The sequence below is a fragment of the Shewanella sp. SM87 genome (assembly GCF_025653705.1).
In the GTDB taxonomy this organism is placed as follows: domain Bacteria; phylum Pseudomonadota; class Gammaproteobacteria; order Enterobacterales; family Shewanellaceae; genus Shewanella; species Shewanella oncorhynchi.
Map to the genome: position 1 here is coordinate 78597 of NZ_JAKKSC010000020.1, position 12200 is coordinate 90796.

General features: G+C 45.6%; 15 protein-coding genes and 1 pseudogene. 2 read left to right on the forward strand and 14 right to left on the reverse strand.

The genetic code is table 11. The features are described 5' to 3' along the window. The first annotated feature begins 253 nt into the window (after positions 1-253). Positions 254-1294: an IS630 family transposase gene (locus L5M11_RS15965; RefSeq protein WP_163136448.1), complete on the forward strand. Its 1041-nt coding sequence runs from the start codon at positions 254-256 to the stop codon at positions 1292-1294. A 6-nt stretch (positions 1295-1300) separates the two neighbouring features. On the opposite strand, the gene L5M11_RS15970 is transcribed toward L5M11_RS15965, so the two are convergent. From L5M11_RS15970 to L5M11_RS16030, 13 genes and pseudogenes are all read right to left on the reverse strand, one after another. Further along, the gene (locus tag L5M11_RS15970; RefSeq protein ID WP_263180418.1) at positions 1301-1501 is read right to left on the reverse strand and encodes a hypothetical protein; all 201 of its coding nucleotides are present in this window, start codon (positions 1499-1501) and stop codon (positions 1301-1303) included. 49 nt (positions 1502-1550) lie between these two features. After that, the gene (gene istB / locus L5M11_RS15975) at positions 1551-2315 is read right to left on the reverse strand and encodes an IS21-like element helper ATPase IstB (RefSeq protein ID WP_016167552.1); all 765 of its coding nucleotides are present in this window, start codon (positions 2313-2315) and stop codon (positions 1551-1553) included. After that, complete coding sequence (gene istA, locus L5M11_RS15980) at positions 2312-3832, reverse strand: IS21 family transposase (protein WP_411569293.1); 1521 nt, start codon at positions 3830-3832, stop codon at positions 2312-2314. Before istA ends, istB begins: the two co-directional genes overlap by 4 nt. 71 nt (positions 3833-3903) lie before the next feature. Next, the gene (locus L5M11_RS15985) at positions 3904-5151 is read right to left on the reverse strand and encodes an ATP-binding protein (protein WP_263180416.1); all 1248 of its coding nucleotides are present in this window, start codon (positions 5149-5151) and stop codon (positions 3904-3906) included. 386 nt (positions 5152-5537) lie between these two features. Further along, positions 5538-5807: pseudogene (locus L5M11_RS15990) on the reverse strand (IS481 family transposase); the annotation flags it as partial. Between the two features lie 15 nt (positions 5808-5822). Further along, positions 5823-6362: a peptide-methionine (S)-S-oxide reductase gene (locus L5M11_RS15995; RefSeq protein ID WP_041413416.1), complete on the reverse strand. Its 540-nt coding sequence runs from the start codon at positions 6360-6362 to the stop codon at positions 5823-5825. A 29-nt stretch (positions 6363-6391) separates the two neighbouring features. Then, a complete protein-coding gene (gene msrA, locus L5M11_RS16000; protein ID WP_011711652.1) occupies positions 6392-6892 on the reverse strand; it encodes a peptide-methionine (S)-S-oxide reductase MsrA in 501 nt (166 codons plus the stop codon). Between the two features lie 2 nt (positions 6893-6894). Further along, positions 6895-7341 (reverse strand): peptide-methionine (R)-S-oxide reductase MsrB, encoded by a 447-nt coding sequence (gene msrB / locus L5M11_RS16005; protein WP_011711653.1) that lies wholly within the window; start codon positions 7339-7341, stop codon positions 6895-6897. A 236-nt stretch (positions 7342-7577) separates the two neighbouring features. Continuing rightward, on the reverse strand, positions 7578-8093 hold the full coding sequence (locus L5M11_RS16010; RefSeq protein WP_011711654.1) for a YkgB family protein: 516 nt from the start codon (positions 8091-8093) through the stop codon (positions 7578-7580). Between the two features lie 137 nt (positions 8094-8230). Then, a complete protein-coding gene (locus L5M11_RS16015; RefSeq protein WP_263180519.1) occupies positions 8231-8686 on the reverse strand; it encodes a carboxymuconolactone decarboxylase family protein in 456 nt (151 codons plus the stop codon). A gap of 157 nt (positions 8687-8843) precedes the next feature. Continuing rightward, positions 8844-9005, reverse strand: a complete 162-nt coding sequence (locus L5M11_RS16020; protein WP_223290059.1) for a peptide-methionine (S)-S-oxide reductase — start codon at positions 9003-9005, stop codon at positions 8844-8846. Positions 9006-9302: 297 nt separating this feature from the next. Beyond that, positions 9303-9926 carry a DUF2913 family protein gene (locus tag L5M11_RS16025; protein ID WP_263192706.1) on the reverse strand — a complete coding sequence of 208 codons (624 nt, stop codon included), beginning with the start codon at positions 9924-9926 and terminating at the stop codon, positions 9303-9305. Positions 9927-9998: 72 nt separating this feature from the next. Beyond that, positions 9999-10862 carry a DNA replication terminus site-binding protein gene (locus L5M11_RS16030; protein ID WP_263192708.1) on the reverse strand — a complete coding sequence of 288 codons (864 nt, stop codon included), beginning with the start codon at positions 10860-10862 and terminating at the stop codon, positions 9999-10001. A 392-nt stretch (positions 10863-11254) separates the two neighbouring features. On the opposite strand from L5M11_RS16030, the gene L5M11_RS16035 reads away from it, so the two are divergent. Beyond that, positions 11255-11686, forward strand: a complete 432-nt coding sequence (locus L5M11_RS16035) for a hypothetical protein (protein WP_263192709.1) — start codon at positions 11255-11257, stop codon at positions 11684-11686. On the opposite strand, the gene L5M11_RS16040 is transcribed toward L5M11_RS16035, so the two are convergent. Beyond that, the coding region (locus L5M11_RS16040; protein WP_263192710.1) for an IS3 family transposase at positions 11679-12200 on the reverse strand (522 nt) is incomplete at its 5' end. The two genes, L5M11_RS16035 and L5M11_RS16040, sit on opposite strands and share 8 nt — an antisense overlap.

The window sequence follows — 12200 nt, forward strand, 5'->3', positions numbered from 1 at the left end:
GGTTGGGTGAGACTTAGTCGCCCCGTAAAGCCTTATCGGGGCGGCAAAGATAACTTTTTATATCACTGCTATTGATGACGTCCTTTGTTTACTAAAGTTGTAAGCCCTTATTCTTTGTTTTAGACCTTCAACCACTCCGGGCTTGTCACTAAATAACTGTGCGAAATAGTAGATCACTCAGGTAAGGGAACTCAATGCGGTTTGCGCGATCAGATCAGTCGTCAAACAAACCAAACCCACAAACGCATTGAGTATGAACAAAATAGCATTTTTGTACGGCGCTGAAACGCGCAGGTTAAAGAAAATTATTCATAAAACACGAGATAGAGACCTTTGCCGCCGTGCGAATGCCGTCTTGCTGGTGTTGAAAGGTAAAACCAAGTCAGAGGTTGCGAGCCTACTGCAAGCTGGCCGCTCATCGCTTAACCGCTGGTTGAAATGGTATGACGTTGCCGGTGTTGATGGTCTAAAAACTAAAGGCGTTGGTCGCCCCGTTAGGCAGAATCGGGATTTTATCTGTGGCGTGCTGAAAATATTGCTGAAGTACACGCCAAGGACGCTTGGATATCAGCGTTCACGCTGGAGTACTGAGTTGTTTGCGCTGTTACTGAACAAGTTATGCAACATTCAGATCCACAGTTCAACAATCAGACGCTGGTTGCCCAAAGCAGGAATTGTCTGGCGGCGAGCTGCGCCAACGCTTTATATCCAAGACCCGGATAAAAAGGAGAAACTGGCGGCTATCCGGGAGGCGCTGGCAGATAACAGTGTTGACCACCCGGTGTTTTACCAGGATGAAGTGGATATCCATCTGAATCCTAAAATCGGTGCAGATTGGGGGCTCCGTGGCGAACAGCGTAAGGTAGCAACACCAGGACAGAACAAGAAACATTATCTGGCGGGAGCATTACACGGCCAGACAGGGCAAATCGTTTATGTAGGTGGCGAGCGCAAGACCAGTGACTTATTTATTGAGTTGCTGGAAAAGCTTAAAGGCCAATATCGTCGGGCTAAGAGCATTCGGTTAATCGTGGATAATTACATCATCCACAAGAGCAAAAAAACGCAGAAGTGGCTGAGTGACAACCCAAAGTTCAAGTTACTGTTCTTGCCGGTTTATAGCCCATGGCATAACAAAATTGAAAAACTGTGGCATGCACTGCACGAAACGATAACCCGGAATCATCAGTGCAAAAACATGGATGATTTACTGGAGCAGGTTTACTACTTTATGGACACTGCCGCACCGTTTCCGGGCGGCAAGCATGGACTAAAGCGGGTGTATCACAATTAGGATCAGTTATTTAGGAGAGTCCCCTTGGCTAACCTTAGCCGTCAGATCGTATTCAGCGATTTCTAGCCGGTCCCCCTGAATCATTTTACGCCAACCGTTCCACAACTTAGGGTCAAGCTCTTCGGTACGCCAACCATCGGTCGGTTCGCTCCGACTCGCTAAAGCCAGATCCCTGATTTGGTTCTGGAGCGTTAGATCGTCAATCATTGTTCGGCGTCAACTATCTTGGCCGGTTCGCGTCAATTATGATGGCCGGTTAGGTTTTCTCATTTTTCCTACTTCCAGCTTGTTTTAACTGATGTTGTTTTCGATAGCTTTCTCCTTCTAATTCTATAATTGTCGCGTGGTGGATCAGCCGATCTATGGCCGCTACCGTCATCATGCTGTCTGGGAAGATCTGATCCCATGCACTAAACGGGTGATTGGCTGTGATGATCAGGCTACCGCTTTCATATCGATGCGCGATAAATTCAAACAGTACCTGGGTTTCTGCATCGGTTTTTTTCACATAACCAATGTCATCAATGATGATCACCTGATACTTATCCAGCTTGCTCATCTCGCTCATCAGATCCAGTTCGCGCTTGGCTTGTTGTAACTGTTGTACCAAGCCAATGGCTGGAAACAGTTTGCAGCGTATGCCTTGCTCAATCAGCCGGTAACCCAATGCATTGGCTATGTGTGTTTTGCCGGTGCCACTGGGGCCAATCAGCAGGATATTATCGGCGTGATGTGCCCAGGACAGGTCTTGGTGCAACTTGGCGATGAGCGCTTGATTTGTCCGGCTGAGCACGCTGTTATCCAGAGTGCTTAAGGTTTTTCCCGGTGCCAGCCTCCCTTCGCGTACCCAGCTTTGTGTGCGCCGTGTAAAGCGCTCTGCGAGCTCGTATTCGCATAATGCCGCAAGGTAGTCACTGTGCGACCAGCCTTTTTCTACCGCGGTTTGCCAGAGTTTTTCATAGTGCCTGACGAACGCCGGCAGCCTTAATTCTTTGAGCAGTAATGCAACGGAGGAAGTCAAAATGGCACCTCCACATCGTGTTTCGCCTGTGCCTTTAATGACGTTAGCAGTGCATCATAACTTTGCAGGTTATGTTGCTTTGTCTTAATGTCTGGTGCGCTTTGCGGGGTGTAAAAGCGCTCCTGAATGGTTTTGGCACTTTCAAACAGACCGGCTCTGGCCTCTTGCAACAAGGTCTCTCCCAGCTCTTGTTCGCTATCGTATTCGCTCGCCAGCCATAACACCGTGACTATCCATTTACAGGCATCCTGTGCTGGTAACGCATCATCCACTAACTGCCACAACTGCCGGTAATTGTCGTCAGGTAAGATATCATCCCGCAGTTGCGAGTAACGAAACGCCTGCGGTTTAGCGGCCAGTGAGCGGATAATATGCCGGTAGTTGATACAACGTGCACGGCTTTGGCCGAGGGCCGGGTAAATTCGTGGCAAGGTCAGCGCCACTTGCTGGCCCACATAGAGCACCAGTTTGTTATGATACAGCCGTACTTGCAGGCGTTCGCCAATCAGTCGTGATGGCACGCTGTACACCACCCGGCGCACTTCAATGGTGGCACTACGGGTGACTTTAATGCTCAGCAAGGTGTAATCAACAGCATCATATTCCGGTAAGGCTTGCAGGGTTTGCTGTTCTTCTAAAAAGCGGCTGCGTGAGCGCTGGTTTAGCTTGCCAACAATCTGGTCAATAAAGGCCTGATAGGTTTCGATACTGTCAAAGTCATTGTGGCCGCGAAGTAGCAGGTGCTGCGCCAGACGGCGTTTAAATGAGCCATTAGCGCACTCAACCACCCCGTTCTCATGCGATTGCCCAAGATTATTGCGCGTTGGCGTCATGTTGTAATGTTCGCACAAGTCTTGATAGGCATCTGTCCAGACATTTTGCGTATTGTTCCTGGCGGCACTGAGGCTATCGGTGCGATGCTCCACCGGACAGCCACCAGCCTGCGTCAGCGCACGCTGTAAACCGGTAGATAAGGCAGAATAGCTCTCACCACCCTGAACCACAGTGATGGAACGCCAGCCGCTATAAGCAAGGCGGAACTGATACAGCAAATGAGCAAAGGGTTGCTGCTTAATGGTGATCGGGCTATCAGGATGAGTAAAATCAGAGAAGCCCTGTAAACCGGGTTGAGCTTGCTGGCGGAAGATAACGTCTTTATCCGGGCCATGTAGCGCTTTCCATTTCTTAACCCGACGCTGCAATGTTCTCAGGACTCGCTGGTCATATTGGTTTGGATAGAGCGCCTGCAAATGCTCCAGCAAAGTAATAGGCGTGAGCTCTGGTTTAGCGTTTAACAGAACAACCAATTCGGTTTCCCATACGGCTTCCAGTGGATCTTCACGGGTGCGCCAATCTCTATCAGCTTTAACGCGGGGTAAGGTGTTGGACTGCTCAATACGTCGGGCAGTGCGGGTGGAAATGGCAGACTTCGCAGCAGCGATTTCTTGAGTCATGCCTTGTTGGCGATGCTGCATATACAGCTCCTCTTGTCGGTGGGTGATATGTTGTCCAGGCACCTTGAACTCCGAACAGAAAACAAGGTACCTATTGTGACACCCAACCGGCCAAGATAATTGTCGTCAACCGGTCATCCTAATTGTCGCCGAACAACTGCATCTATTTTGACAGACAACGTCTCTCGACGTTGGGATGCTTGCGCCGAAACTTTTGCGGATTGTGCTTGATAGGCGTTGGATTCCTCCTTGACGGAGTCCAACAACATCACATGATGCTTGACGGCGTCTTGAGCTATCACCTCAAGGTTGTGCAGCTCGTTATATGCCGCTATCTTTTGAACCAAATCGAGTTCGTCATACTCGTCTCGTTTTGCATAAAGGTGTTCAATAACCCTTTCCAAATGCTTGAAGGAGTCATTCAGATCATTCACTTTACCTTGCGTTTCACTAATTTTGGCATCGAACGTTTTCTGCGTGATTCTGATCTGGTCACGCAACGCGGTTAATAAACTCCTTGCCCTTTCTTGTTCACTACTGAGCACTAATTTGTGCTCATCCAACTGCTTGGTATGACTCAATAGTAATGACCATACAGATTTGATGTCGCCATAGGCCTGAATAGCAGACTCGAACTCACTCTGATGCGACATCATTCGCTCAAGCGCACTGAGAGCATCAATCGTCAACGTATCATTGTCGTTATATGGCGCTTTCCCGACATCTAGCTGACTGTCAATAAAGCAATCTGCAACCATGTCTTTTAACCCTTCCATCAATTTTGTTTTTTTGTGCATGACGGACGTTAAGCGTTCAATGTGCCTCATTGATTTCCCTGGACGGCACAGAGAGAATTTATCAGCAATATCCTTGAGTCCTGACTGTCGAGCTTTAATCGGGGATAGGTGCGACAAGTTGTGCTGGATAATTGCGCAGTAATCCTTGATGGTTTTGATCTGCCGGGACACTTCTGTTATCTGAGCGATGTCTTCCGAGAGCCAGCAATCAATATTTTCCGCATTATTCAGCTTCATTTTGCTCTGTTCTGTAAATAAAGTGGAATCGGCGTCCCCTTTGACAAACCTGTAATGCAACGTGTTGTTATGTCTGTAAAGCACGACACAGGAGATCTGATCTTGTCGTTGATATTCAAAAATGACAAAACTACGTGCTTTAGAAAGATAGAAATCCAGAAAGGTTTTAGGCTTTTCTCTGACCATATACTGAGGGTCAATCCCATAAAAAACAGGAACCAGAACAAGAGATGAGGTTTTTCCTGCTCCGTTTGTCCCTGAGATGTTGCTATGACCCGTCAAGGATATTTCCGTCAATGAAGGAAACGCGCTCTGGTTGGTGATGATCCGCAGTAGTGCACTTTTCATAAAAATCGCCTGCAAAATATACATTAAATCAATATATATCAGATCAGTGCATATTGGTAGTGTCAAGGTTAAATAATAGGCAATTTTGTACTAGGTAGCGTTTTAATTTGATTATGGACTTTATGCTATACCGATAAATACACAGGAAATTTTTTTCACAAAAGTGTATGAATGTTGATAGAAGCAACAAGCTACCATCGAAGGGCGTTTCCAAAGATATTGGTATAACAGAGCATCGAACAGACTCAGTTGGAAAGGATCTCGCGTAGAAGCTCTATCATCTTCACGGATAACTCGCGTTTCCAACGATAAATTAGTTTGGGATTATGTAGGGTAACGTTGTTGTATCGTTATGTGATTTTACTCACTTAGCGCGGTGTACAGAACTACTGGATCAGATCAGTTTCAACTGACGTTCTGCCGTTGCACATTTTGCCCTGATGAGTTCGTTCATTGTTGTAAGACAGCCACTCATCCTGATCATTTTGCCGCGTCTCCAGCGTTTGATTAACTTGTTGCGAAAAGCCACCTGATAAAACTCGTTCAGGATCGCCTTATCAAACTGCTCGCAGATCCCATTCGTTTGCGGTGACATCGTTTTAGTTTTCGTGTGATCGATGCCACTACTAGAGTTGGTAATCATGACGCTCGAACTTGCAGAGTAGCACAGCCTATATCGATGTTAACTCTACACCTGACTCTGTCAATTTATGCGTATCAACATAGTGGCTGAAACGTGCTAATAAGAAGGTGAGTTTTGGATGAATGTACCTTTGACAAAATGGTCTGTTGGGTGCTGTATAAAAGTAGTCGATAAGCTCAGTTTTATTCGCTTTAAAATCCTTAAAAAAATAAACCTGAGTAATGACTGGCTGCTCAAAATCAGCTCTACAGGCATCTAATATGTTTACAGCCTGGTTATACTGAACCTCATCATAAGCGTATATCGCTGAACGATATTTACCACGCATTGAGTGGTTTGATGTGCTCGCGTGAGTATGTAAATGGATTTCGATCAAGGTTGATAAAGAAATAACAGTCGGATCAAAAACCACTTCAATGGCTTCGCTGAACTGAGCGTTGTCACCAATTGAGGCGATCCAACCTTGATTGACAGTAGCAATGCCAATAAGTGATGAAAATACGCCTTCGGTGCACCAGTGACAACCACCGCCTAAGCCGATTGTATTAAGGGTGGTTGTCGTATGCAAATTGCAAGTCTGTGTGGGCTGCTGCAAACTCATTGAGATGAGGGCAACTTCCAGTCTGGTCTGGGGAAGTGGCAGGTATAGCCATTTGGTCGGAGTTCCAAATAGTCCTGATGCATAGCCTCCGCTTCCCAAAAATCACTTGCAGGTTCGACTTCAGTCACTACTTTTCCAGGCCATAATCCCGAAGCATCCACGTCAGCAATGGTTTTTACTGCCTCAGCATGCTGTGCCTCAGAGGTATAATAAATGGCTGAGCGATAAGATGTGCCCTTGTCATTACCTTGTCTATTTACTGTACTAGGGTCATGAATCTGAAAGAAAAACTCTAAAATTTGTCGATAGCTGGTGATTTCATTATCGAACATTATTTCAATGCCTTCAGCATGGTTACCATGATTGCGGTAGGTAGCATTAGCCACTTCACCACCGGTATAACCTACTCGGGTTGAAGTGATACCGGGACGTTTGCGGATAAGATCCTGCATGCCCCAAAAGCAGCCACCGGCTAATACTGCGCGTTCAATTGCCATAATTAAATGTCCTCTACTTGGTCTAAATACTCTGCGTAACCTTTACTTGCCATTTCTTCCCTAGGAATAAAACGTAATGACGCTGAGTTAATACAATAACGTAGGCCACCCTGGTCTTTGGGACCGTCTGAAAATACATGGCCTAAGTGACTGTCGCCATGAGTTGAGCGCACTTCTGTGCGGGTCATGCCGTGCGACCTATCAGTGATTTCAATTACGTTGACAGAGTCTATCGCTTTGGTAAAGCTCGGCCAACCACACCCTGATTCATACTTGGCAGAAGACGCAAATAAAGGCTCACCTGACACGATATCCACGTAAATGCCGGGCTTGGTGTTCTTTAGCAATTCACCAGTCCCTGGACGCTCTGTACCATTTTCTTGCGTCACCCGATACTGCTCCTTAGTCAGAGCAGAAATCGCATTCATAGATTTTTGATAGGTATTCATAAATGTCCTCTTATAGAGTAGAGCCATGTGCCTTTCAGATTATAAGAGACCTTCTGTTTACAGAATTTATTTCACTTAGGCCGTTAACCCGAAAAAATGATCTGATCCAGTAGTTCTGTACACCGCGCTAAGTGAGTAAAATCACATAACGAGGTGCCTATGACAGCTAAAAAGAACTGCAAGACCTATACCGCAGAATTTAAGGCCCTCTAACTTATAGTTGTTTCGGATGCGGCTTATTTGTTTTTGTGCTCCAGTGCTGTAAGTGATGTGCCTACGATAAATATAGACACGACAAACAAGCCTAAATCTTTTAGCAAAAACTGGCCAGGAACCACAGAGATCGCAGGAAACCCAAGAGATGCCTCAAAAACACCGGGTGTAGTCAGCATGAACGACAATGTCGTAAAAAAGAGTCCGGTTGAAAGTACACCGCCCAAGATTGCGAGCTTAGGGGAGAAAACTCGTGCTGCGATTAACAGGCCAACTGAAATTTCAAGCACACCCAGAAAATTTGAGAATCCTTGAATGCTGAGGAAACTATACATCCATGAAAGCAGAGGGCTATTACTAACAAAACCATGTATACCGTTTGCTTCGTAGCTAGTGAATTTCATACCACCAAACCACAAATATATTATCGTCATGGCAACGTAGATGCCACCTATACCAAACTTAGTGACTTTTGCACCGAGATTATTACTAAGGATATTGGTAGTCTGGACACCATTTTCAATTTCGGGAATAGTCATCTTATATCTCCAATTATTTTTAGCCATGTGGACTCACTCTATGTAGCCCACTAAAATGATATGACTCTTGAGAAAAACTATATGTTTACTCGAGTCGAACCTAACTTAGGTAATTGCTGTAGTTGAGCACCAATGGATTAGACATCAATGCCTAGTGGTTGAACGGCCGGGAAGTCGACCTCGGTCTGTGTCACTTCGTTAACGTAGTTAGTGAAAGTGTTCAGGGCAACAGCCAACAGAATATCCACTACATGTGCATCACTGTAGCCAGCGTTCAGCACCGCTTGGACCTGGTCATTGCTGACTTGCCCGCGCTGGCGGACTACGGCGGCAGCAAAACGCACGGCTGCGTCGGCCTTAGGGTCATTTGATGCACCGCTGCGGTTGGCAGTGAGTTCAGCATCATCAAGCTTGGCCACCTTACGGCCTAGGAAGGAATGGGCAGCAAGGCAATAATCGCAGCCGTTGATCTCAGCGACGGCTAGGGCAATACGCTCAAGAGTCGCTGTACCCAAGCCGCCCTGTGCTGATGCTGCGCTCAATTGCAGGTAGCCAGTCAGCGCAGCAGGGCTGTTGGCAACGACGCGGAACATGTTAGGAACGCGGCCCAGTTGTTTTTCCACAGCCTTGAGTGAGGTATGGGTAGCAGTAGGCGCGGCGTCGATTGTGGTAGGGGTGTTCAAACGTGACATAAATTTCTCCTAGTGATTTGAAAGACAGCACGCTGTATTGGCGTGGAATAAATTGTATTTAAGAAGGTTCTGCTTGATAATCCGTTGCTATCAGACAGCTCATCTTCACGTCTTGCGCAGTCGCCATTTCAGTGCCACTACACACCTTCGTTGACGTCACGCCGTCCTGATTTCTAAGGAGGTCTTCGAGACTCCAAAAACACCCTCCGGCAACGATCACATTATTTATTTTTCATAAAGCCTCCTTGGTTTTTATCTATTTACTAATGGAACTGAATTTACAGCATGTAAAATAGATATAACATGCTCAATAGTTCGTATAATGTGACTTATTAGACAGTTTACGTAGGGGCTATGTATGGATGCAGACTTTGGATATCAGATTAAAAGAGTTGTGAAATTAAGGGTTCACGAAAAACTGCAAATATAGGGCAAATCAGATTGTCTATACCCATAATTTAGAGCGCCCGAGCATCAGGAACTCACTGAAAGCAGACGTTTCTGAAAATAAACTTTGCTATGAGTTGCTTGATTCATCCACTGGCGTTGACCATCGTGCTATTTCAATAATATACAGCGTGGCTGAATCAGCCTTAACCACACGATCATCAAGCCGATAAACAGTGCTCCCTTCAAATGCCGCGCAAAAGGCTTCCAAGGCGTCAATTGACGAATAACGGTAGACTAGCTCTATAGGTCGTGTTTGCTGGCCGTCACTATCAAAACTAGCTTCAATATTGGCTCTATTTAGCCTTAGCTCGCATTCTTTAATGTCACTGGTGTAGGGATGCTCATTTGTTAGAAAGCTCATTGATAGTTGCTTTTCATCAATGATGTCCACAATCCAACTTACTAAGTCCATAACACGATTAAGCTGAGCCGGTGTGCCACCAATTGCAGCCAACATTTTGTTAATGCAAGCCTCCATATCGCCGCCTTTCCTGCCGACACGCAGCAAATCTTTAAGATGGTTTTTTATGTCCTTAAAGTCTTTATTCGTTGCATAAGGTTTAAGCTGTTTAGTGATGATAGCGTTGCGCTGATGCACCGGCACAAATCGACTTGATTCAGCAACAGTCATGTACAAGTGAAGTTGCGTATTGCTAAAAACAGAATGTAATTGCATGTGGTAGTTGTTCATTCTTAATACCGTATTACTCAAATTAAAAAAATATAAGCTGTTACTGCTGAAATCCTTTCCCGTTTGCAGCTCTTATCTTGTGATCACTTCAATAGATGCACCATTGTATCGGCCAATCATTTCACTACGAGCTTTGTCAGACCGAGTAGTACGCTTTACATCACTCTCAAACGTAGATAAGGGCTTAATGGTGAGTGGGGAGGATTGTAGGATGATAATTGGCATAGTGGCCGTCACCGTTTTAGCTCTGCCTCCTATGGTCATATTTGCTACTGGTTGCACCTTTATTTCTCGCCGGTAACGCAGTAGTGGCTCGGGCGTGGATATTATCCTGTTGATTAATAGCTTGAGCCTAACGCCATCATCACCGAGCCGGGCCTGTTCTGCGCCGAGTTCATTGAGCAACTTATCTTTGTCAACCTTGGACACCACATCTTTTCTCAGCCATGAGAAACGAACTGATGTTACATCGCTGTCGCGAAAGCAACGAATTTGGCGGTACAGATGTAAGGTCATAACACCGGTGCTGATAACCCGGAGTGCCTCGAATCGTTGTTGTCGGCTAGCATACTTCTGTGTGATTTCATGCTCGATGGCCGCTTTACTTTGGTTGATGAGGTCAATTGTGCTAACTATTTTGTCAGACACTAACAAACTTGCTGGCGATAGCCACAATACTCCTGGCATTCGTCTGGCCGACTTCTGTGAGAAGTCATTATGAATGTGTAAATCATTAAAGATTGCACAGGCGCTAGCGACCGCAGCTTTTCCACTTAGGTGCGACAATTCAATGTGATCTATAGGTTCCTTTTCCATGCCACGAATTACCGGAGGGATCGGTGAGACTAATGCTTGGACGCAGGATGCAGAATCAAGCAAGTGTGCCAGTTCTTGCAATGAAGAAATGACGATTTTAAAGTGACTATTTATAGACACTTATATAAACTCACGGTCTATTAATATTCATGTTAAGAGTAAGCCGATTTAGTCCATCATGCAAGGGATGTGTTTGGCAAGCCTCTTTGTTGGTGTACGCCTAAACCCCCTGTGTACCTACATACTCTTAAGAATTGTAAATCCTCTGCTTCACTTGATATTGCGCAGCGGCGGTCCCGAGATAAGCGCGATAAAAGCGCGAAAAAGAAAAAAAGAAAATGAAAAAGATGCCTATCAGCGTAACCAAAATAATTAGGACCACGCCGGCAACACCAAGCCTGTCCCTACATTATTGCATGATGGTCTAACTTTCAGTTCTTCGCAACAGTGAAATACGTTACGGGCTACCACCATAATCTCAGTTTTACGCTAAAAAATGTAAGGGCCATACCATGAAGATAAGCTACATTGACTACATTACCGCTTATAACCGTCATATCCGGTTGGCTAAGCGGGCTTGCGGTCATAAAGTTGGGTGGGAACGAGCAGAAGCCATTCGCGACTATTTCAAGGGACTTTATCCTGATACCGAGCGGCTGTTTAAGCAAATGTGTATTTATCGGCATAGTGATCAGCAGTTAGCTATTGATTTATTAAACGTTGTTGCAGAGGCATTGGCGCTGAATGAATCAGGGTTTTCATTTGAAGGGATACAAGGCGTCTTTCAGCTTGAACGCGAATTAGGCCAGTACAAGAGTATGAGCGTTAACCTCTACACTGCCGAGGCTTGTGAGGGGCTACGCGTGATTACACTGGAAGGAGGGAAAAAAGGTAAGGCGATTGGTCATGTCAGCTTTAATTGTGAAAGTGTAGTGGTCAACTAAATTTGGCCACGGCTTTAGAATCTTCCCAAAATCTTCGCTCTGATTCATTTGGGCTTAATCCTGCATTATAATGATGTGGCCTGACTTGGTTGTAATAGCCAATAATATAATCAGTCACATCTTGTTTAGCTTCAACAAAACTCTTATAGCCTTGCGTTGGCACCCATTCCGTTTTTAAACTCCTGAAAAATCGCTCCATTGGCGCATTATCCCAGCAGTTACCTCGGCGACTCATGCTCTGGGTTATTTGATATTTCCACAGCCGTTGACGGTATTTAAGGCTAGTGTAATGACTGCCTTGGTCAGAGTGAAATATCAGGTTTTTAGGCTTACCCCGTGATTCAAATGCCATTTCCAGTGCTTTCACTGTTAACTCAGTATCTGGTGAAAATGACATCGCCCAACCCACCGCTTTTCTGGAAAATAAGTCCAGTACAACCGCTAAATAGCACCAGCGATTACCCGCCCAAATGTAAGTGACATCGCCACACCAAACGGTGTTTGGTTCAACCAC